Here is a 22,228-nt window from a genome sequence, read left to right as displayed (position 1 = left end):
AGGCGGGGTCCCAAACGGGACCCCGCCTTCCTTTACAGAGAAAAAGAGGGGAAAAGAGAGGAAAACAAAGTTATTTGCCCAGACGGCGCACCATTTCCTTGGCGCAGAAGGTGGCCACATCGTCTGCATAGGTGCCGGCGCCGAAGCCGGCGTCATAGCCCAGCTCTTTGGCCAGAGCGTGGGTGATACGGGCGCCGCCGCAGCAGAAGATGTACTTCTCCCGGACACCCTCGGCCTCGGCCAGCTCGATAAGCTCGGTGAGGTTCTGGATGTGGACGTCCTTCTGGGTGACGGTCTGGGAGACCAGCAGCACATCGGCGTTGACCTCGGCGGCCTTCTTGAGGAACTCCTCATTGGGAACCTGGGAGCCCAGGTTGTAGGCCTCAATCATCTCGTAGCGCTCCAGGCCGTAGTGGCCGGCAAAGCCCTTCCGGTTCATGATGGCGTCAATACCCACGGTGTGGGCGTCGGTGCCGGTGGAGGCGCCCACCACTACCAGCTTGCGGCCCAACCGTTCCCTAAGGAACTCGTCGGTCTCGTCCATGCCCATGGCCTCGTCGGCCACGGTCTGCACCACGATCTCGTTGTAGTTAATGGTGTGGGTGAGGGAGCCGTATACCACATAGAAGGTGAAAGCCTCGTCCAGCTTCTGCCGCAGAGCCACGTTGGGGTCGGCCAGGCCCATCTTCTGAGCCATCAGTACCGCGGCGGCGGCGCCCTTGTCGTCGTCCTTGACCGGCAGGGTGAAGGAGAGCTGCACCTTGCCGTCGTTCATGGTGTCGCCGTAGGGTTTCAGCCGGGTCAAATCCAGGGTGGTGTCCAAATCTTTGTCACGAATCTGATACAGTCCGGAGCTCATTTGCCGGCACCCCCTTTCATCATGGGAGCCAGGAAGGGGTTAAAGTACCCGGGCGCCTTGTTCACGACGCCCTCCAGGCCCTTGCCGCCGTCCCGAGGCCGCTTGATATCGGCGAAAATGCCCCGCTCCAGAGTCTCGAAAATGCCCAGCTGCTCAATCTGACCCAGCAGGTCGGTGGCCTTGTGGAGCACGTCGGCCGCCCGGTTCTGCATGATGCCGCCGTCCTTGAAGACGATCTCGCTGCCCAGATCGTGCATGGTGCGGAAGATATACTGGGCGTTCTGGATGGCCAGGAAACGGTCGGACAGGAAGGGAGTGTGGATGGCCTCGGTCATCATGCCCAGCAGGTGGATCTTCTGGCCGGTGAGGATGGTCACCATGTTGAACAGGGCGTCCTGCACGTGGCCCCGGAAGATGTTGCCGGTCATGAACTTGGTGGGAGGCATGTACTTCAGGGGGGCGTTGGGGAAGATCTCCCGGGCCATTTCGGCCTGGGCAAGCTCGTAGAGGAAGCCGTTCTCCACGGCGGGGTCGATTTCAAAGGCGTGACCCAGACCCATCTGCTCCTCAGGCAGGCCGGCCCGGAGGGCGAAGGCCTCGTTGAGGAACTGGGAGGCCAGCACCGTGTGGGCCTCCTCCACCGCGTCGGCGGTGGTGAGGTAGTTGTCCTCGCCGGTGTTGATGACCACCCCGGCGTAGGCGTTGATAGCCCGGGAGAAGGACTGGTCGATGAGAGTGCGCTGCATGTTGATGTCCCGGAAGAGGATGCCGTACAGCGCGTCGTTGAGCATGACGTCCAGACCCTCGAAGGCGCCCATGGCGGCGATCTCAGGCATACACAGGCCGGAGCAGTAGTTGCACACCCGGATGTAGCGGCCCAGCTCCTCGCCCACCTTGTCCATGGCCTCCCGCATGAGGCGGAAGTTTTCCTGGGTGGCGTAGGTGCCGCCGAAGCCCTCGGTGGTGGCGCCGTAAGGCACATAGTCCAGCAGGGACTGGCCGGTGGTGCGGATGACGGCGATAACGTCGGCGCCCTGGCGGGCGGCGGCGGTGGCCTGCACCACGTCCTCATAGATATTGCCGGTGGCCACGATCAGGTAGATCCAGGGACCCTGCTTCTCCCCGCCGTGGGCGGCGATGAAGTCCTCCCGGCGCTTGCGGCGGGCGGCGATCTTGGTCAGGCTGGCCGTCACGATGGGCTCCAGAGCGGCGTGAATGTCCGCCTCACTGTGGGCGGGCAGCGCGGTCAGATCCAGCGCGCCGGCGGCCACGTCCTCGGCGATGCCCTGGGGTTCCTTCCCTGTCTCCACCATGGCATTGCCGATCCAGAACGCGGCGCCCTGAGGCAGGCCGCCCTTGTCCAACAGATGCTCCACCACCACGTTGGGCAGGGGAACGTCGGAGCCGTCCACTCCGTCGATGCCCAGCAGGCGGCAGATGGTGCGCTCCACCGCCACAGTGGTGCAGCCGTCGATGAAACGCTGGGTGTCGTCAGCCACCCGGGAGGCATGCGCCCGGGCCTGCTCCACCAGCTTGAAATCAAGGTTCAGCTTGGATTCCAACATCAATCACTTCCATTCTTTCTAACTAAAAAACGGGGGGCAGCGGATCGCCCTGTGGAAGCGGCGATCCGCTGTGTGCGGTGGAACGATTACTCCTCGTGGTGGGAGCGCTTATGCCGCTCCAGCCCGGCGGGCTCCATGGACAGGGCCTGACCCCGCTCCAGTCCGGCTACACCCATGAGCTCCTTCTTCTTCTTGCCGGTGCAGTAGTCGCACTGGCAGTCGGTGTAGTGCTCCGGCTCGGTGTAGGTGGTGATCACGCCCTCGTAGTTGCGGAGGATGACCTTCTTGGGAGTCTGGGAGATGACGTACTGGGGCATAACCGGGGTCTTGCCGCCGCCGCCGGGGGCGTCCACCACGAAGGTGGGTACGCAGAAGCCGGAGGTGTGGCCCCGCAGGCCCTCGATAATCTCGATGCCCTTGCTGACGGGAGTACGGAAGTGCTCCAGACCCATGGACAGGTCGCACTGATAGATGTAGTAGGGACGTACCCGAATCTTCACCAGTTCGTTGACCAGCTTCTTCATGGTGTACACGCAGTCATTGATGCCGGCCAGCAGCACGGACTGGTTGCCCAGGGGGATGCCAGCGTCGGCCAGACGGGCGCAGGCGGCGGCGGACTCGGGGGTGATCTCGTTGGGATGATTGAAGTGGGTGTTCAGCCAGATGGGGTGATACTTCTTCAGCATGTTGCACAGCTCGGGGGTGATGCGCTGGGGCAGCACCACGGGAGTACGGGAGCCGATGCGGATGATCTCCACGTGGGGGATCTCACGCAGCTTGGCGATGATGTACTCCAGCCGCTCGTCGCTCACCAGCAGGGCGTCGCCGCCGGAGAGCAGCACGTCACGGACCTGGGGGGTGTTGCGGATGTACTCGATGGCCTGATCCACCTGGTCCACCGGCAGGCCGGCGTCATGCTGGCCGGCGAAACGGCGGCGGGTGCAGTGGCGGCAGTACATGGAGCACTGGTCGGTGATGAGCAGCAGGCAGCGGTCGGGATAGCGGTGGGTCAGACCGGGAGCGGGGGAGTCCTCATCCTCGTGCAGGGGGTCCAGCAGGTCGGCGGGGGACTGGTGCAGCTCCTTGGCGGTGGGAACGGCCTGGAGCCGGACGGGGTCGTGGGGATCGCCGGGCTGGATCAGAGACAGGTAGTAGGGAGTGATGGCCATGCGCAGGGTACCCAGGCAGGCCTTGACACCCTCTTCTTCCTCCGGAGTCAGATCCACATATTTCTTCAGGTCTTCCAGCGTCTCGACGCGGTTTTTGACTTGCCAGTGCCAGTCATTCCACTCTTCATCGGTCACGTTGGGGAACAGGATCTTACGGCGGGACTCTACCATAACAAGGTCATCCTTTCTCAGTCAGTGTGGGGATGCGAGATCCGCGGGTCAGCCCTCCTTGCCGGGATGACGGCGGGGGACAGGGTTGGGGAGGAGGAATGTCTCCGCCGGCGCCCGGGCCGGATGCTGTGCCACGGGAATGTCACATCGGGTATCGTCTGCCCGCAGAGTGCGGGGAAACTACGTCTTACAGGTACTTCTTCTCGAAGTAAGCCTTCAGCTGGGGGTTCTCTCTCAGCTCGGACAGGGTGATCTCGGCGTGATCCTTGGTGTAGCCGTTGCCGATGACCATGGTGACGTCCTTGCCGCAGCCCTCGGCGCCCAGGGCGGCCTTGGCAAAGTCGGTAGCCATGGAGAAGCAGTACACGGTGCCGTTGTCCCGGACGGGGAGGATGGCGCTCATCTCGCAGGCGGGGACGTTGACGATGAGGATGGAGATGTCGTACTCCTTGCCGCCGTTGACCGCCAGGGATTTGTCCAGCACCTCCACCGGGTTGGTGGCGGAGCCCACGATGGCATGGTGGCAGAGGTTCATGCTCTTGAGCAGATCGGCGTCCTCCTGGCAGATGACCAGGGCCACCACGTTGCCGGTGGGGCCGACCCGCTTCATGGCCTCGTAGCAGCACATCATGCCGCCCTTGCCGGCGCCGCCCAGGATGAGCACGCTGTCGCCGGGCCGGACCAGCTTGGCGGTCTGGGCGGGGGCGCCGGCCACGTCCAGGGCGGCCAGAGCCAACTCCTCGCTCATGTCGTCAGGCAGCTTGGCGTACAGGCCGGACTCGAAGAGGATGGCCTGGGCGTCCACGTCCACCCGGTCGATCTCGGGGTGAATGGCCTTGATCTTGTTGATCTTCAGGGGGGTGAGGGACAGGGACACCAGAGAGGCGATCTTGTCGCCCACCTTCAGGTCGATCTTGCCCTGCAGATCCTCGCCGATCTCCTTCACGGTGCCGATGAACATGCCGCCGGAGCCGGTGACCGGGTTCTGCATCTTGCCCCGCTCGCCCACGATGTCCAGGATCATCTGCTCGGTTTTGCCCAGATCCTTGCCGCAGGCCTCGTAAATCTGGGTGAAGGAGGCGGAGTCGATATTCAGCGCGGAGACGTCGCACAAAATCTCATTGGAGTAGCACTCCATGGTGTTGTCAATCTTCTTGGCGGCCTGGGTCAGCAGCCCCTGGGGCTCAATGACGCGGTGGGTGCCGTATTTGTTGCCTTTCTTCTGCATAGAACATTCCTCCTGTTTCATTTTGTATGTTGGTTGGGGAGCGTTTTACTTATACAGTTATGCCAGAGACAGGATCTTCCGGGCCTCGTCGGGGGTGGCGATTTCGCGGCCCAGCAGCTTGGCCAGAGCCACCACCTTTTCCACCAGCTCGCCGTTGGAGGCGGCTTTGCGGCCCTTTTCCAGGTAGATGTTGTCCTCAAAACCCACCCGGACGTTGCCGCCCATCACGATTCCGGCGGCCACCATGGGCCAGGCGCCCCGGCCAATGCCGGTGACCGTCCAGGTGGAGCCGGCGGGAATCTGCTTCACCAGGTAGTCCAGGTTGCCCACCGTGGCGGGGGTGCAGCCGGACACGCCCAGCACGAAGTTGAACTGCATGGGGGCGCCGGGGACCAGACCCTTGTTGGCCATGTTCACCACGGTGTCCAGATGGCCGATCTCAAAGCACTCATACTCGGGCTTGATCTTGTTTTCGATCATCCGCTTGCCGAAAGCCCGCATGGTGGGCATGTCGTTGACGAAAATATCATCGCCGAAGTTGCAGGTGCCGCAGTCCAGCGTGGCCATTTCAGGACAAAGCTCGGTGGGCTGAAGCCGCTCCTCGGGTGTCATGCCGGTGGCGCCGCCGGTGGAGGGGATGAGAATGACGCCGGGGCAGGCCTCCTTGATGGCGTCCAGCACCACCCGGAACCGCTCCCGGTCCTGGGTGGGGGTGCCGTCGTCCTCCCGGACGTGAACGTGAATCACAGCGGCGCCCGCCTCAAAGGCGCTCTTGGCCTCCCGGACCATCTCTTCCACCGTGTAGGGGACCGCGGGGTTGTGCGCCTTGGTGACCTCTGCGCCGCAGATGGCAGCGGTGATAATCAGCTTTTCCATAACACGCCTCCTCCAAAAAATAAACGCTATCCCGCCGGTTAGGAGATGCTCTTCCGGCGGGATAGCGCTTCATGAACAAAAAAACACTACTCATGTCCGCGGGAGGGGTAACTCTCGTTCAGACACAAATAGCGCTTCATGTGACTCATGACAATCCGTAAGCGCTGGGCCTACGACTCAGGGGGAGGGCTGTGCGATTCACGTCCCCCTTCGGCGGAGCGGACATTCACGATACACTTCGGGCTCGCCTGCCCTTGCCATTGTACCGCTACCTTGCGCTCCGCGCCTCTATCCATGCATGTTATTCACTTTTGACAAATTCACTATACCCCAGCCCAATTCGTTTGTCAACTATTTTTTAAAAAATTCGATGTACAAAATTTTTCTGCCTGCCGGAGACTTTTGTACGCTACAGCAGGACATCGCAAAAGCGGACGCAGGCGGTCCCGGAGATATGGGGGACCGCCTGCGCGGAAGGTTATAGGTCCGCTTGGAACAGCTCCATCAAGGTGTCGTCCAGCTTGAGCAGCCGGCACACCCGCAGGGCATCCCGGGGGCAGGGAGCGCCCGGCGGGGCGGGGAGGAGGCGGTAGTCCATCCGCCGGGCAATACGCTTGCGGGGGTCGTCCCCCTCGTCGCCCTGGATATCCCGCACCAAGCCGGCCACCTGGTAGTGGGCGCCGGCCACGTCGCTCACCCCGTCGTAGTGGGTGGTCATCAGGGCCACGCAGTCCAACCCGCCCAGGTGGCGCACCAGCGCCCGGGCCAGGGCGGCTCCCTCCTGGGGGTTGGTACCCCGGGCGAACTCGTCCAGGGCCACAAAGAAGAACTGGTCCCTGGTCTCCTGGAGCAGCTTGTCCAGCAGGTGGACCTCCTTGCCGAAGGAGGACAGGCCGCCGGCCCCCGGGCCGCTGTCGGCCAGGATGAGTTCCACCCGCTCAAACAGGGGAAGGGCGGCGGACTGGGCGAACACGAAGAAGCCGCACTGGCACAGCAGCAGGGAGAGGACGGTGGAGCGGAGGGACACCGTCTTGCCGCCCATATTGGCGCCGGTGATAACAGTACAGCCTCTGCCCAAATCCAAATCCAGGGGGGTAAAGCGCTCCCCCCGGTTTTTTAGATCTTCCTCCACCTGGGGATGGTGCACCCCCCGAAGGGTGATGGACTTGTCCCGGCTGAGGGCGGGGCGGACGCAGCCGAAGCGCAGGGCCAGTTTGGCCTTGGCCACAAGGAGGTCCAGCCGCCCCAGGGTCTCCATGCAGGAGAGGAAGCGCTCCCTCCACACCATCAGCCGTTCCGTCAGCTCCTGGCGGACCACCAGCTCCAGCTGGTCCTCCCGCACCGCCAGCTGCCGCCGCTTTTCCAGCAGAGGGCGGCGCTTGTCCTCCTGGGTCATGCGGATGGCCTTCTCCAGCTTGGCCTTTTCCGCCCGCAGGGGGGCCAGGTCGTTGTGGTAGCAGTTGGCCACGGTGAAGGTGGGCAGCCGCCTGCCGTCCGGATCCATCAGCTCCAGAGCCTCCGCCAGGGAGGGGAAGGAAATACCGGCCAGAGGCGGCATGGCGGCATAGGCCTGCTCCAGCCGCTCGAAGGTTACCAGAAAGTGCTTGATCTCAAACAGCTCCACCAGGTCGAAGGGGACCCCGGCCTCCCGGTCGAAGGAGCCCCGGATGTCGTGAAACAGGGGCAGCTGCTTGGTCACCCCCCGCAGAGCGGCGGCGGCCTCCTTCCGCTCCGCCGGGTCCAGCTCCGCCCCGCCGCAGGAACAGGGCTGCTCCTGGGGAGCGGTGCTGCCGGCATTCCACAGCTCCATGGCCAGGGCCACGTTGTCCAGCTCCTCCTCCAGTGAAGCCTCCTGGCCGGGACCATACCACCGCAGGTCCCGCGCCGCCGTCCGGCCGAAGGGGGAGAGGGGGCTCAGCCGCTCCAGCACCCATTGCAGGCCGGCGTTCTCCCGCAGTTCCAAGGTCAGTTTCATGGCTATGCCTCCTTCACGTTGACCACCGGCAGGTCAACGGCCTGCCGCAGGGCCTGTACAAATTTCTCCGGCTCAAAATGCCAGCCGTAGGCCGACCAGGGGTTGGCGGCCACCGCCGCGATGGTGAGCGCCCGGCGCACCAGCAGCTCTCCCCCGGTGCGCAGGAACAGATCCAGGGCGGAGCGCCCCGCCAGCACATGGGTGGCGTCGGCGGCGATAAGGGTGGTGGGCGCGCCCCGCCGGGCCAGAGTTTTGAGCAGCGGGTCCGTAATTCCGCCGGCGGCCCATACCGCCAGGGGCTGCCGGGGCAGCTTGTTCCATCGGGGGCTGCCGGCCTCATCCAGTGGCAGCTCCACAGGCGTCCCCTCCGGGGTAAACAGGGCAAATCGCGCTTGCAGACCCTCCAGGGCCTGACGCAGGCCGGGTGCCTCCGGGGGCTTGCGGCCGAACAGCCAGCAGGTGTGGGCGGTCTCCGCCACCACCAGCTCCATGTCCCGGTCCAGGGAGGCACCGGTACACAGCAGCGCAACCCCCTCCACTCCTGCGCCGGCCAGCGACTTGCGCCCGGCGGCGCCATCGATGAGCACACGTTGAGCACCCAGCTCCAGGAAGGTCTCCGTCAGCGGGGGGAGCTGTCCGGCGGCGGAGGGTCCCGCCAGCTGCACATAGCCGTCGGACAAGGCGCGCAGAATAGCCACCGGACCCAGAGGTGTCATTACGTCGGTGAGGCCCACCACCTCCAGGGTGGGGTCGCATAGGGAGAGCATCCCCCGGGCGGTGGCAAACAGGTCCCCGGCCTTTACATACAAGTCGGGCTTTTCTGTGCCGGTCACCAGATCGGTGCTCTCACCGTCCCGGCCCACCGAGGTGAGGGCCAGCCGCTCCTCCCCCAGCTCCGCCATCAGCCGGCGCATGGCGGTGGTTTTTCCGGCGTTCTTGCACAGCCCGATCACCGTGACGGGGGAGGCGTCCCCCACCAGCGGCGCCAACAGGTGTTCCAAAAGATGGCCTCCCTTCCACGCAAAATTTGGATGCGTTGTCAAGGGCATTATAAAAGCCCCCCGGCAATTCTGTCAATGGGGGTTCTCGGGGCAAAAAGGACCTGTTTGACGAAAAGTGCAGCTTTTTTTCGCGCGCCTGCAAACGGCGAAGAAAACAGGGAAAGCGCCGCCGGGGCGCCTCCTAATAAAGGCTCCGGCGGCACTTTGTGCAAGAGAAAGCAAAAATCCTGCAAAAATTCAGGGCATCAGAGCCGCGCCTCCAGGTGCTCTGTCAGCTGGTCCGCCATGGCGTATACCTGGGCAAAGTCCACGTGGGGATTGTAGAGGCGCTCCAACTCATCGTGCATGGCCTTGGCCTGGGCCAGGGCGTCCACTGCCTCCTCCAGCAGGGCGGCGGACACCTTGCGGGCAAAGCGGAGCCTGGCCCGGTTGCGGCGGGCCAGCTCCGGGTCGGCCATGGCGTCCAGCCGGATGCGCCGGTATGGCTTGTGGGGCCAGGGGTGAGCAGCGGTTGTGCTTACAAAGGCCAGGGACAGCTGGGGAATGAGCAGGTGCTCCATCCGTTGGGGACAGAGGGGGGAGGGACAAACGATCACGTCCCGGCCTGCGGCCATAGCTCCGGCGGCCAGCTGCACCAGCATTCCGTGGGCCAGCCCCCAGGTGTCGGACAACTCATACACACGGTTACATAACAATTCCACCGTGTCGAAATAGCACACCTCACCCTTCCAGGTGATTCCACCCAAAAACCGCTGGACCGACCGGCCCTCCCGTGGACCCGTTCCCTTCACTTCCCGGGAGAGAATCCCCCTGGCCCGCCGGGCCAGTTTGTCCTCCAGGGATTGGGTAAGCAGGAGAGCGCGGTTGTCCTCCGCAAGCTGGGCGGCGGCGGTAAGGCAGCGGTACGAGCGCTGGTAGCAGCCCTTGTAGCCCTTCATGCACCCCTTCAGTTCCTCCCGCGCCGGCAGCAGACCCGCCCGGTTGTAGCATGCGCCGAGATTGACATAAGATTCTACCAACCCGGGGTATCTGGGTTCCACCACATGGGGAGCGGTGCCGTCCACAATGGCGGTGTTCAGGGCGGGAATCACCACCGCATCCAGGGAGTCCGGGTCCCCGGAACAGTCGATGTACTCCACCGCCAGACCGTGGGCCTCCATGGACGCCCCCACCCGGCGCATAAGGGAGGACTTGCCGCATCCCGGGCCGCCCTTCAGGATAAAGAGTTCCTCCGCCTCCTCCAGGTCAATGAGCTGATCGTACAGAGAGTAGAAGCCGGAGGGGGAGTTGGCCCCCAGAAAAAAATGTACCGTTAGCTGCGCTTGCATAGGCGACCCTCCAAATCTCAGGTTTTTTCACTTTCAGGCTATGCCGGGGAGAGAAAGAGGGTGCGGCGGGAATTGCATTTTAGGCGGAAATAGGGTACACTGGACTGAGAAGAGAAAGGGGGTGACCAGATGCCGTACGAGAAACTGCGCCTGACCGCCATGACCACGGCCGGTGGGTGAGGGGCCAAGATAGGACCGGGTGTCCTAAGGAACGTGTTGGCGGGCCTGCCCAGGACCGCCGACCCCAGGCTGCTGGTGGGATTTGATGAGAGCGACGACGCAGCCGTGTACAAAATCAGCGACCAGGTGGCCCTGATCCAGACGGTGGATTTCTTCCCGCCGGTGGTGGATGACCCCTATACCTTTGGTCAGATTGCCGCCGTCAACGCCCTTTCCGATGTATATGCCATGGGGGGTCAGCCCAGGCTGGCCATGAATCTGCTGGCTTTTCCCTCCTGCCTGCCGGTGGAGGCGGTGGGAGAGATCCTGGCCGGAGGCGCCGACAAGGTGGCGGAGGCCGGGGCGGTGATCGCCGGGGGTCACAGCATTGAGGACCAGGAACCCAAGTACGGCCTGTGTGTCACCGGCTTTGCCCATCCCGACGCCATCCTCACCAACAGCGGGGCCAGGGAGGGGGACATTCTGGTGCTCACCAAGGCCCTGGGTACCGGCATCCTCACCACCGCCGCCAAGGCGGAATTGCTGGATGAGCATGCTCACCATCAGATGGTGGCGCTGATGACCACTCTGAACAAGTATGCCGCCGAAGCCGCGGCTCCGATACGGCCCCACGCCTGTACCGACATCACCGGGTTCGGGTTGGTGGGTCACGCCAGGGAGATGGCCCAGGGCAGCGGCTGTACCCTCGAACTGTGGGCCGGCAAGGTGCCGGTGGTACCCCTGGCCCTGGAGCTGGCCCTGGATGGCATCATCCCCGCCGGGGCCTACCGCAACCGGGACTTTGCTCAGGGCGATGTGGAGCTGGCGGGAGCGGTGGCCCGGGAGCGGCTGGACTGCCTTTACGACCCCCAGACCGCCGGGGGACTGCTGCTCAGCGTGGCGGAGGACAGGGCGAAGGAGCTGCTGGACCGCCTGACGGACGCCGGCGTGGCCGCCGCCGCCATTGGTCAGGCGTTGCCCCGGGGGGAGAAATGGCTGCGCATCCGGCCGTAGCGGGCCGGAGAACAAAGAAAGAGACAGGGGAGCGGACGGAAATGGATACCATGATTATCGGCATCGCCGGCGGAACCGGTTCGGGCAAGACCACCCTGACGCTGGGGCTGAAGGAGCGGTTTGGGGACTCGGTCTCCATCCTGTACCACGACAACTATTACAAGGCCCATGACGATATGCCCTATGAGGAGCGCTGCAAGCTGAACTACGACCACCCCGACGCCTTTGACACCCCCAGACTGGTGGCCGATTTGGAGGCGCTGCGCCAGGGGGAGCGGGTGGAGAGCCCCACCTATGATTATACGGTACACAACCGTTCGGCGGAGACGGTGGAGGTGTGTCCCGCGCCGGTGATTTTGGTGGAGGGGATCCTTATCTTTGTGGAGCCCGCCCTGCGGCAGATGATGGACATCAAGATCTTTGTGGATACCGATGCCGATGTGCGCATCCTGCGGCGGATCATGCGGGACGTGAAAAAGCGGGGCCGCTCCCTGGACTCGGTGGTGCAGCAGTACCTCACCACCGTCAAACCCATGCATGAGCAGTTTGTGGAACCCTCCAAACGGTACGCCGACCTCATTGTGCCTGAGGGGGGGAAAAACGCCGTGGCCATGGACATGCTCATTCAGCGTATCCGCGGACACCTGGCCATGGAATAGCGGGCAGCACGCGGGGCTGAGACAAAGGACTTGCCGTCTTTTGTCTCAGCCCTGTTTTTTTATGCATATTGTACGGGAAAAAATCAATCAGACGGTTGAAACTTCCTCAAAATTGTGCTACACTATGTTTATAAAATAAACAAACTGTTTGATATACGAACAACTATGGGGCAAACTGTCCAAACACAGGTGAAAGAGGAGGGGAAGCTATGATAAAATCAGCGGAAGCGGACGGCGTCAGTGAGTTTGTCACACCCAAGGAACTTCTGGACTGGACGATGAATATGGTTTCCATTCCCTCTTACAGCGGACTGGAAAACCAGGAGGCGGAGATAGGCCGGTATATCAAGGGTGTGTTTGACCGGGAGGGTATCCCGTGCCGGATTGCCCCGCTGCGGGACGGGCGCTGCAACGTCTATGCTCGGCTCCCCGGCGGGGGCGGAGGGCGGTCGCTGATGTACAACGGGCATATGGACACGGTACCCGCCTACGGCATGGAAAAGGCCTGCCAGCCCTGGCTGGATGAGGAGGGGCTGCTCCATGGCCGGGGGACCTCTGATATGAAAGGCCCACTGGCCTCCATGATGGGGGCGCTGATCGCCGTAAAGCGGAGCGGGCAGCGGCTGCGGGGCGACCTGCTGTTCTGCGGAGTGGCCGACGAGGAGGAGGGCAGCCTGGGTACGGTACATATGATTGAAGAGGGAATCCGGGCGGATGCCGCCATCGTGGGGGAGGCCATGGGGCCGGGGGCCATCGGCGTGGCCCAGAAGGGGCTGGAGTGGTTCCGCTTTGACTTTGAAGGAAGGACCGTCCACGGCGGCGAATACCGGCAGGGGGTGAACGCCATCTACAAGGCCATGGATTTCATCCAGGCCGTCCGCACCCAGCTGGCCCCGGAGCTGGGGAAGCGCACCCTGCCCCTGGTGGGGGAGAGCACCGTCAACGTGGGGGTGATCCAGGGAGGCACCCAGCTGTCCACCGTGGCCGGTTCGTGCAGCGTGCAGCTGGACCGGCGCTTTCTGCCTGGGGTGGAGAGCTATCAGCAGTGCTGCGACGAGCTGCAGGGGCTGGTGGACCGTCTGGCGGCGGCGGACCCGGAGTTCCGCTGTACCATGCGGGTGCTGGAGGCCAGCGTGATGGACCTGGGCTATGTCCACCAGGGCTTTTTCCAGGACCCGGAGGCGCCCCTGGTGCGAACCCTTCGGGACAGCTATCGCAAGGTCACCGGCGGGGAGGCCAGGCTGATGGGCTGCCCCTGCTGGACGGACGCGGGGCTGCTGGCCCACTATGCCGGGATGCCTGTGGCCATCTACGGACCGGGGCGCATGGATGTCTGCCATTCTGACCGGGAGTACATTGATCCCGCCCAGCTTACGGAGTGTTACCGGGTCTACCTGCAAATGGCTCTGGATTTTTGCGGCCGGTGAACATGCAGATGAACAACCTGAAGGCGGGACTCCCGGCGCTGTACCGGGGGGATACCCGCCGACTGCCTGGGGGCGATGGGAGAAGGAGGTGAAGCCAGGCACTGTCCCCGGACTCCGCCCGGAGGGCCGTTGACAGCCGCGGACCCGTGGAGGGGACGCGGCCCGAGAGGCCGCGGGACTCAACAGAAGAAGGTGAGCGCAGAATATGAGGCAACAAATAGACGCGTATTTGGAGCAAAAGCGGGAAGAGCTGCTGGAGGACATCCGAAAGCTGGTGGCCATCCCCAGCATCCACGGCCAGACGGAGGCCTGCCTGGAGGCGCTGAACTATGTGCGCCGGCGGGCCGAGGACTTTGGAATGAAAACCAGGATGACGTCCACCCAAGACGTCTGCGTGGTGGAGCTGGGCAGCGGCCGGGAGATTGTAGGGGTGCTGACCCACGTGGATGTGGTGGGGGTCGGCGACCCGGAGAAATGGGTGCATCCGCCGTTTGAAGCCACCCGGGCCCAGGGCGCCCTGTGGGGCCGGGGGACGGTGGACGACAAGGGGCCGGTTATGATGAGCCTGTACGCCCTGCGGGCGCTGAAGGAGCTGGAGGTGCCGCTGAACAAGCGGATCTGGCTGATTGTGGGGACCTGCGAGGAGGGCATCTGGACCGATATGGAGCACTTCAAGCAGGAATTTGAGCGTCCGGCCTTCGGCTTCACCCCAGACGGGAATTTCCCCATCTTCAATGTGGAGAAGGGATATGCAGATGTCAGTCTGACTTTTGCGGAGCCGGCGGCGGAGCAGATCCTCTTTCTGTCGGCGGGAGACAGCAGAAACACCATTCCCTCTCTGGCGGTGATCCAGACCCGGGACGGGGGGCGGATGGAATATAACGGCGTATCGGCCCACAGCTCCGCGCCGGAGCTGGCGGACAACGCCATTGTCAAACTGTGCGAAGACCTGGAGGGGCGGTACCCCTTCTCCTTCCTCCGATTTGTGGCCAGATTCCTGTCGGATTACCATGTGCCGGCGCTGGAGCTGGACGACGGCACCGACCAGTACATGGGGGAGTATGCGGGCAGGACCACGGCGGTGCCTACCGTACTCACCAAGGAGGACGGGGCCGTTGTGCTCAATATCAACCTGCGCCACAAGGTGGGAGTTACCCGGGAGCAGATTGTGGACGCATTCCGCAGGCACGAGACGGAGTATGGATACCGCGCGGAACTGATCGAGTGCCAGGACCCCATTATGGTCAGCGAAAAGCTCCCCGCCCTCCAGCTGATGAAGCGGGTCTACGAATCTTACGGCTACGAGGGCAAGTTCCTGCTGGCCCAGGGGTGTACCTATGCCAAATCCATGGACCGGTTTGTGTGTTGGGGTCCGGTGTTCCCGGAGGACCCGGAGTGCGCCCACATGGAGAATGAGCACATCATGCTGGCCGGCATGATGACGGCGGCCAAAATGTACGCCACCTACCTGGCCCGCGCCGCGTCAGAGCCTGGAATATAATAGAAGAGGAAGCAGAGGAAAACGGAAGATTAGGAGGGAAACACATGGAACAGACGCAAGAAAACACCAGAAGGAGGAAATTCACCTTCCCCCACACCTACGTCATCATCGGGATCATTCTGGTCTTTGTCACCATCCTCACCTACATTGTTCCGGCCGGCCAGTATGAGCGGGTAGAGGACGAGACGGGCCGGCTGATTGTGGTGAGCGATTCCTTTTCGTTTATTGAGCAGACGCCGGTAAGCCCGGGCGGTATGGTCATGGCCATTGTGGAGGGCATGGTTCAGGCCTCCGACATCATTTTCTTCATCTTTTTTGCCTACGGCATGGTGTTCATGCTGATCCAGACAGGGGCCTTTTTCGGCGGCATGGGGGCGCTGATCAAGCGAATGCGCGGCAAGGAGTGGCTCATCTTCCCGGTCTTCATGGCTTTGCTGGGGGTGTGCGGCTCCACCTTCGGCCTGTATGAGGAGACCTACGGCCTGCTGCCCATGTTCATCGGCATCGGCATCGCCCTGGGCTATGACGGCCTGGTGGGCGGCGCGGCGGTGGTGCTGGGTGTGGCCACCGGCTTTGCCGCGGCTACCCTGAATCCCTTCACCATCGGCATCGCCCAGGGCATCGCCCAGGTTCCCATCGGCTCTGGTATCGGGCTGCGTATTGTCTGCCTGATTTTGTTTGAGGGACTGGCGATTGCCTACCTGATGCGGTATGCCCGCAGGGTCAAGGCGGACCCGGCCCGGTCGCTGGTGCGCGGCGTTGTGTTCAGTATGGATGAGGGGATGAGCCGGGAGGAGATGGAGGCGCTTCCCTTCCGGGCTAGACAGAAAGTCATCATCGGGCTCTTTTTGCTCACTATTGTGATCCTGATCATCGGCACTACCCAGTTCGGCTGGTATCTGACCGAACTCTCCGCCCTGTTCCTGGTGATGACCTTTGTCATCGGCCTGGTGGGGGGCTACAACCTCAGCCAGATCTGCGGCTTCTTGGTCAAATCCACCTCCGAGGTGGTGTTCGGCGCCCTGGCCGTGGGCGTGGCCCGCTCCCTGACCATTGTGATGGAGCAGGGCAATATCACCGATACCGTAATCTACTACATGGCCAGCTTCCTCCAGACCCTGCCCCGTGAGCTGGCGGCGGTAGGCATGGTGGTGGTGCAGAACCTGATCAACTTCTTCATCCCCTCCGGCTCCGGCCAGGCTGCCGTAGCCATGCCCATTATGACGCCGCTGGCCGACGCGGTGGGACTCAACCGCCAGATCGCAGTGCTGGCCTATCAGTTCGGCGACGGCTTCTCCAACATGTTCTGGCCCACCTCGGTGGCGACCGAATGCGGCCTGATGGGCATTCCCATCCAGAAGTGGTACAAGTTTATGGCGCCGCTGTTCGGACTGATGGTGGTGCTCCAGATCATCATGATTGTGGTGGCCGTGACCATCAATTACTCGTAATGGTTGCTTGAGGACTGGGGATATGCTATACTTGCTTCGTGTACGGCGGATGGAAGCGGCGGCAATCTGACAAAGGAAAAGCGGGCATACCAGCATCCGGGATGTCGGTATGCCCGCTTGTGCAAGAGGGTCGGAATATGCAGAACGGTCATACAAGCATAGACAAAGCGGTGGACCTGCTGGAACAGCTGGCCATGCCGCCCTATGAGTATAAGCCGGCGGAGCTGGCCGCGCTGACGGGGCTGAACCGCTCCTCCGTCTACCGCCTGCTGGGGGTGCTGCAGGCTCGGGAGCTGGTAGCCTGTGACAGCGAGGGAGAACGCTACAAAATCGGCCCGGGCCTGTATTATGTGGGCATGAAGTATTTGTACAACAACAACTTCCACAGTGTGATCCAGAATATTCTGGACGAGATCTCCGGGAAAATCAAGGAGTCGGTGGGACTGGCGGTACGGGACGGGGAGCGGATTCTCTCCCTGCTGGAGGTGGAGCTGCACCAGCCCATGAAGATGAACGACTATCCGGGACGGTATTTTCCCGTGAACAAGGGCTGCTATGGAAAGGTGCTTACGGCCTATCAGCCCCCGGAGGTCATTGACCGCCTGCTCCAGGGCAAGACATTTGAGAAAAGCTACCCCAACACCCTCACCACCCGGGAGGAGCTGCTGGCGGAGTACGCCAAAATTCGGAATCAGGGCTATGCCTACAGCATAGACGAGGTGTGCCAGGATGCGCTGGGCGTGGGCATTCCCCTGCTGGGGGAGGATGGAACCATCCGGGCCTGTGTGGCGGCGGCCTTTTACCGGACAGAGGGCTGGAGGGAAAAAATGGCCTATTTCCGGGACGTGCTGCTGGAGTACCAGCCGCTGCTGGAAAAGAACATGCCGTAAAGGGAAACAACAACAAAGCCGCGGGCTGTGCAAGGAAGAAAACACTTGCACAGCCCGCGGCGTTTCTTACGGCCCGGGGGTGGAAGCCGGCACCTCCGGGAAAGAGAGTGTGGCCTTAAACAAATCCCCGTCAATCTCAATGGAAAACCGGCCGCCCTGGAGCTCGGTAAGGCTGCGGGCAATGGACAGCCCCAGACCGGAGCCCTCGGTGGAACGGGACTCATCCCCCCGGACAAACCGCTCCATCAGCTGTTCGGCGGGGATGTTCAGCTGCTGGCGGGAGACGTTTTTAATGGTGAGCACCGCCCGGCCCTCCCGCCGGAAGAGGTCGGCGTAAATGCGGGTGCCGGGCTGGGTATACTTGTTGCAGTTGGAGAGCAGATTGTCCATCACCCGCCACAGGTGGCGGCCGTCGGCCATGATCCACAGATCCTCCGGCGGAAAGCGGGGGATGACGGCCAGACCGCTCTGGGCAAACCGCTCTTCAAATTCCCCCAGGGCCTGCTGGAACAGCTGCACCATGCCCAGCTGCTCCAGATGAACGCTCAGACTGCCGGTGGAGGCCTTGGAGGCCTCCACCAGATCCTCCGTCAGCTTTTTCAGCCGCTGGCTTTTCCGGTCCAGCACCTCCAGATAGGCGGGGGCGTCCGGGCTGTCCAGCCCCTGCTTTTTTAGTAGGTCCACGTAGTTGATGATGGAGGTGAGGGGGGTCTTCAGATCGTGGGAGACGTTGGTGATCAGCTCGGCTTTGAAGCGCTCGTTCTGAATGCGCTCCTCCGCGGCGGCGTTGACGGCCTGTCCCAGGCCGTTGAGCTGCTGGGCGTGGGCGGCCAGGTCGTGGTACATGTGGGTGGTGTCGATGCGGTATTCCGGCTCACCCCCCAGGATACGCCCGGCGCCTGTCTGCACCGCCTTCCACTGGAGGGTCCAGCGGCACAGCCCCACCAGAACCGCCCCCTGGTAGATGGGGACAAGAAACAGGGTGAGGCCGGTGAGAAAGCTGCCCAGCAGGTAGAGCAGAAAGACCAGCACCATCCGCCAGGTGAGGGGCCAGCTTCGGGCCATGGCCCGGAAACAGCGGACGGTCAGCCGGAAACACATCCAGATCAGGGTGGAGGAGAGAAGCGTGTGGGTCTTTACCCGTACCGCCAGAGTGAGCAGCCCCGCCAGCAGGCAGAGCACCACCCCGCAGGAGAGGAGGGCCAGCCCCACCACCAGGTCCCGGGAGATCCCGTTTTGGTTGATGCCGAAGGTCATGGCGTCCCCGCCGGAGAGCATCAGGACCACCGCCCAGCCCAGCGCCAAAAACAGCAGCTCCAGGGGAATGCGGTCAAACCCGCTGCGTGCCGGCCCGCCCGCGCCCCTCCGCCACCCGGCGGAGCGGAGCAGCAGGACCAGGGCGGCGATAAACAGGCAGTCCAGCGCCAGGGCCAGCAGGGCCAGGGCGGGCAGATAGCTGGCGTACTCGCCGTAATCCTGATAGCCCACCAAAAACTCGTCCTGGGCTTTCATGGGATCGGTGACCCCGTACTCCAGCACCAGCTCCGAGGTGAGCACCCGCACGTCGGGGACGGGGTCGTACTCCCAGTTGTTTTCCAGTCCGTTGTAGATGTAGCCGTACCGGATGGCTCCGCTGGGATTGTCGGGGGTAAACACCAGGTCCTGCTCCTCGGTAATCACGTGGAGCACCGGCGTGTTGGCCGCCGTTCTGGTGATGTAGTCGGTCAGATCAGGCTCCTGGTCCAGGGTGGGGACCACCGCCTCCCGCTCCACGCTGTGTACCTGGGTATCCAGGGGCAGGTTGGCGTCCCCGTTGGTGTAGATGAGCGTGCCGGTGTCGTTGCGCCGGACGGCAAAGCGGAAGTTGGTCTGGTCCGCCCTCAGCAGGGCCTCCAGATCCTCCAGCCGCTGCTGGTCCAGATAGGGCAGGCTCTCCTTCCACTCCTTGTATTGGAGCAGCCAGGCCAGCTCCCTGGCCTGGTCAAACCTGTTTTCCAGGTCCTGGTAGTAAGAATTGCTGGTATAGTAGCCCGTTCCCGTCCACAGGGTATCCCACTGGGCGAGAATGAACAGGGAGGCCCAGAAGCCGCCCACGCCGGTGGCTACGGCCAGCAGAAGGGCGGCCAGCCGGACCGCCGGTTTTGTTCGTACCGCGTTTATCATCGTTTCCGCTCCCCCAAAGGCGGGGGCGGCCAGGCCCTCACGCCTTTTCCATTTTGTAGCCCAGACCCCACACCACCTTGATGTACCGGGGATTGGCCGGGTCAATCTCAAGTTTCTCCCGAAGGTGGCGGATGTGGACCGCCACCGTGTTCTCCGAGCCCAGGGAGGGATCGTTCCACACCAGCTCATAGATCTGGCTGGTGGAAAACACCCGCCCCGGGCTTTTCATCAGCAGCAGCAGGATGTTGTACTCCAGGGGAGTGAGGCTGACCGGCTCCCCGTCCACCGTCACCGATTTGGCCCCGTCGTCCAGGGTGATGCCGCCGTTGGTGAGTACCGCCGGGTCCGACCCCCGGCCAGCGGACTTGCCCCCCAGGCTGGTGTACCGCCGCAGCTGGCTTTTCACCCGGGCGATAACTTCGATGGGGTTGAAGGGTTTGGTGATATAGTCGTCCGCCCCGATGTTCAGCCCCAGGACCTTGTCGGCGTCCTCGCTCTTGGCGGTAAGCAGGATGATGGGGACATTGCAGTGCTCCCGCAGCCTGGCGGTGGTGTGGATACCGTCCAGATTGGGCATCATCACGTCCAACAGGATCAGATCCACCGGATTGCTCTCCGCCAGGCGGAGACACTCCAGCCCGTCATAGGCCTTCAGGGTGGCAAACCCTTCGCTGGAGAGATAGATGTCCAGGGCGGAGACAATATCCTTGTCATCATCACAGATCAGAATGGTATACAACCTCATCACCTCATGCCGGATACTCAGTTTAACGGATAACATTTAAATTTAAATGGGGAAAGGCTTTAAGACTGCCTTAAGAACAGGAACATTTTACCCCACCTTCCGTCTAAAAAGCAACCAAAGAAAAAGGAGGGGGGTTCCATGAAAAGAAAGCTGCTGACTCTGCTGCTTCCCCTGGCCCTGCTGGCTGGATGCGGCGGCGGTTTGTCTACCGCTCCCCGGGTGGCGGGCGCGGTCATTCTGACCCCGAAGGCTGCGGCAGACGGGCAGGCCCAGCCCCAGGCTGATACTGCCATTGGGTCGCTGGGGGCCGATTTGCTCCGGGCCGTCCGGCAGCCGGGGGAAAACACCCTGCTCTCTCCCCTGTCCATCACCCTGGCCCTGTCCATGACGGCCAACGGCGCCGCCGGGGACACCCTGGCGGAGTTTGAGGCCCTGCTGGGGGCGGAGGTGGACGTCCTCAATCAAAATGCCGCCTCTCTGCTGGCCGATTACCTGTCCCTGGAGGGGGGGACCCAGTGTGCCATCGGCAACTCCCTGTGGGTGGATGAGAGCCTGGAGGCGGAGGAGAAGTTTCTGTCCCGCTGCGCTTCCTTTTATCAGGCGGGGGTGTATCAGGCCGATTTGGACACCGAGGGGACCAAAAACGCGGTCAATGACTGGATTGAAACGGTCACCCGGGGCATGATTCCCCAGATGCTCCAGCAGCCGCCGGCGGGGGATACCGCCCTGCTGCTGGTCAACGCCCTCTGGCTGAAAACCGCCTGGGCGGAGGAATTTGAGCCCAAAAACACCGATACCCGCACCTTTACCGCCGCCGACGGCAGAGAGGCGGAGACAGACTTTCTCTCCAATGGCGTGCGGATGGAGCGATACTTCCGCACGGCGGACGCCGCCGGGGTGGTGCTGCCCTATGACGACGGGCGGCTGGCCTTTGCGGCCGTCCTCCCTGACGGGGAGCTGGACGGCTGGCTGGAGAAGCTGGACGGGGAGACCTTTTCTGCCCTGTTGGCGGAGGCGGAGGGTACCATGGTGCATCTATGCCTGCCCAAATTTGAGGCGGAGTGGGGAGGCTGCCTGTCCGACATCCTGAAGGAGCTGGGCCTGGCCTCCGCCTTTGTCCCCGGCCAGGCCGACCTCTCCGCCCTGGGCAGGGTGAAGGAGGGCCTGCCGCTGTTTGTGGGCTCCGTGGACCACCGGGCGAAGATTATGGTAAATGAGGAGGGGACCGAGGCCGCCGCGGCCACGGTGGTGGCTGTGCCGGCAGGGGCGCCGGAGGCAGCGGACCCGGTACTGCTTATCCTGGACCGGCCCTTCTGCTATGCCATCGTGGATTTGGAGCGGGGAATCCCTCTGTTTCTGGGTACCTTTGAAGCGGCGGAATAAAGGGGATATTCAAACGGCCCATCCTGTGGTATGCTGAAAAAAAGGGGTGGTCGGACAGTGATACTCTGGCAGGGAAACGGGGAGGCATATAAACTGCTGGCGGCGCTGCTGGCGTCGGAGTACGGGCTGGCGGCGCTGCCGGAGCTGGCGCGGCAGGAGGGGGGCAAGCCCTTTTTCCCCCAGCGGCCGGACCTCCACTTTAACGTGAGTCACAGCAGCGGCCTGGCCCTGTGCGGTGTGGGGGCGGCCCCCCTGGGAGTGGACATTGAGGTGGTGCGCCCCCGCCGGGCGGGCCTGGCCCGGTATATCTGCGCCCCGGCGGAATACGCCTGGTATGAGGCCATGGGCGGAGACTGGGGAAGCCTGTATACCCTCTGGACCCTGAAGGAGGCCCGGGTGAAATGCACCGGCCGGGGTCTGCGGCAGCACCCCAACACCATCGCCGTCCCTCTGATCGCCCCCGGTCAGGCGGGGGAGCTGGATGGATTGGCCTTCCGCTGCTATGCCGGCCCCGGCTGGCGGGGGGCGGCCTGCTGTGTTCTGCCGGAACGCCCGCCGGAGACGGTGGCCTCCCCCTGTGATCAAAATGTTTCTTTTTCTTAAGCTCTTTTTAAGAAAGTGGCCATAGTTTTCTAAAGAAAGCTCCTCTATACTATGTCTAACA

The 22,228-nt window shown here is 63.0% G+C and carries 18 protein-coding genes and 1 riboswitch; of the genes, 8 read left to right on the top strand and 10 right to left on the bottom strand.

Features of this window, described 5'->3' with window-relative positions:
- Positions 1-70: 70 nt before the first annotated feature.
- From Q0J74_RS00285 to Q0J74_RS00250, 8 genes are all read right to left on the bottom strand, one after another.
- The gene (locus Q0J74_RS00285) at positions 71-859 is read right to left on the bottom strand and encodes an OAM dimerization domain-containing protein (RefSeq protein ID WP_297208837.1); all 789 of its coding nucleotides are present in this window, start codon (positions 857-859) and stop codon (positions 71-73) included.
- Entirely contained in the window at positions 856-2,424 is a 1,569-nt protein-coding gene (locus Q0J74_RS00280; RefSeq protein ID WP_297208836.1) for a lysine 5,6-aminomutase subunit alpha, read from the bottom strand. The genes Q0J74_RS00285 and Q0J74_RS00280 overlap by 4 nt, the downstream gene beginning before the upstream one ends.
- A gap of 86 nt (positions 2,425-2,510) precedes the next feature.
- The gene (gene ablA / locus Q0J74_RS00275; protein ID WP_297208834.1) at positions 2,511-3,764 is read right to left on the bottom strand and encodes a lysine 2,3-aminomutase; all 1,254 of its coding nucleotides are present in this window, start codon (positions 3,762-3,764) and stop codon (positions 2,511-2,513) included.
- Positions 3,765-3,951: 187 nt separating this feature from the next.
- On the bottom strand, positions 3,952-4,992 hold the full coding sequence (locus Q0J74_RS00270) for an L-erythro-3,5-diaminohexanoate dehydrogenase (protein WP_297208832.1): 1,041 nt from the start codon (positions 4,990-4,992) through the stop codon (positions 3,952-3,954).
- Between the two features lie 57 nt (positions 4,993-5,049).
- Complete coding sequence (locus tag Q0J74_RS00265; protein ID WP_297208831.1) at positions 5,050-5,868, bottom strand: 3-keto-5-aminohexanoate cleavage protein; 819 nt, start codon at positions 5,866-5,868, stop codon at positions 5,050-5,052.
- 121 nt (positions 5,869-5,989) lie between these two features.
- Positions 5,990-6,167: riboswitch (Lysine riboswitch) on the bottom strand.
- Between the two features lie 179 nt (positions 6,168-6,346).
- Positions 6,347-7,843, bottom strand: a complete 1,497-nt coding sequence (locus Q0J74_RS00260) for a MutS-related protein (protein WP_297208830.1) — start codon at positions 7,841-7,843, stop codon at positions 6,347-6,349.
- A 2-nt stretch (positions 7,844-7,845) separates the two neighbouring features.
- Positions 7,846-8,844 (bottom strand): hypothetical protein, encoded by a 999-nt coding sequence (locus tag Q0J74_RS00255; protein ID WP_297208828.1) that lies wholly within the window; start codon positions 8,842-8,844, stop codon positions 7,846-7,848.
- A gap of 245 nt (positions 8,845-9,089) precedes the next feature.
- Complete coding sequence (locus tag Q0J74_RS00250) at positions 9,090-10,172, bottom strand: hypothetical protein (RefSeq protein WP_297208826.1); 1,083 nt, start codon at positions 10,170-10,172, stop codon at positions 9,090-9,092.
- A gap of 129 nt (positions 10,173-10,301) precedes the next feature.
- On the opposite strand from Q0J74_RS00250, the gene selD reads away from it, so the two are divergent.
- The 6 genes from selD to Q0J74_RS00220 all read left to right on the top strand — a co-directional run bounded on the left by selD (position 10,302) and on the right by Q0J74_RS00220 (position 17,273).
- Positions 10,302-11,345, top strand: a complete 1,044-nt coding sequence (gene selD / locus Q0J74_RS00245) for a selenide, water dikinase SelD (protein ID WP_297208825.1) — start codon at positions 10,302-10,304, stop codon at positions 11,343-11,345.
- Positions 11,346-11,386: 41 nt separating this feature from the next.
- Positions 11,387-12,004 (top strand): uridine kinase, encoded by a 618-nt coding sequence (gene udk / locus Q0J74_RS00240; protein WP_297208824.1) that lies wholly within the window; start codon positions 11,387-11,389, stop codon positions 12,002-12,004.
- 209 nt (positions 12,005-12,213) lie between these two features.
- Complete coding sequence (locus Q0J74_RS00235; RefSeq protein WP_297208823.1) at positions 12,214-13,431, top strand: M20 family metallopeptidase; 1,218 nt, start codon at positions 12,214-12,216, stop codon at positions 13,429-13,431.
- 205 nt (positions 13,432-13,636) lie between these two features.
- Complete coding sequence (locus tag Q0J74_RS00230; RefSeq protein WP_297208821.1) at positions 13,637-14,932, top strand: M20/M25/M40 family metallo-hydrolase; 1,296 nt, start codon at positions 13,637-13,639, stop codon at positions 14,930-14,932.
- 44 nt (positions 14,933-14,976) lie between these two features.
- On the top strand, positions 14,977-16,383 hold the full coding sequence (locus tag Q0J74_RS00225; RefSeq protein ID WP_297208819.1) for a YfcC family protein: 1,407 nt from the start codon (positions 14,977-14,979) through the stop codon (positions 16,381-16,383).
- A gap of 137 nt (positions 16,384-16,520) precedes the next feature.
- A complete protein-coding gene (locus tag Q0J74_RS00220) occupies positions 16,521-17,273 on the top strand; it encodes an IclR family transcriptional regulator (protein ID WP_297208818.1) in 753 nt (250 codons plus the stop codon).
- A gap of 66 nt (positions 17,274-17,339) precedes the next feature.
- Here Q0J74_RS00220 and Q0J74_RS00215 read toward each other — a convergent pair whose 3' ends face one another.
- Positions 17,340-19,436 carry a sensor histidine kinase gene (locus tag Q0J74_RS00215; protein ID WP_297208817.1) on the bottom strand — a complete coding sequence of 699 codons (2,097 nt, stop codon included), beginning with the start codon at positions 19,434-19,436 and terminating at the stop codon, positions 17,340-17,342.
- Positions 19,437-19,473: 37 nt separating this feature from the next.
- Positions 19,474-20,175, bottom strand: a complete 702-nt coding sequence (locus Q0J74_RS00210; RefSeq protein ID WP_297208816.1) for a response regulator transcription factor — start codon at positions 20,173-20,175, stop codon at positions 19,474-19,476.
- A gap of 144 nt (positions 20,176-20,319) precedes the next feature.
- Here Q0J74_RS00210 and Q0J74_RS00205 point away from each other — a divergent pair, with 144 nt between their 5' ends.
- A complete protein-coding gene (locus Q0J74_RS00205; protein WP_297208815.1) occupies positions 20,320-21,564 on the top strand; it encodes a serpin family protein in 1,245 nt (414 codons plus the stop codon).
- A gap of 57 nt (positions 21,565-21,621) precedes the next feature.
- Positions 21,622-22,167 (top strand): 4'-phosphopantetheinyl transferase family protein, encoded by a 546-nt coding sequence (locus Q0J74_RS00200; protein ID WP_297208814.1) that lies wholly within the window; start codon positions 21,622-21,624, stop codon positions 22,165-22,167.
- Positions 22,168-22,228 lie beyond the last annotated feature (61 nt).

Origin of the sequence: uncultured Flavonifractor sp., assembly GCF_944387675.1 — a bacterium.
In the GTDB taxonomy this organism is placed as follows: Bacteria; Bacillota; Clostridia; order Oscillospirales; family Oscillospiraceae; genus Flavonifractor.
This window is presented reverse-complemented; position numbering and strand designations above follow the sequence as displayed.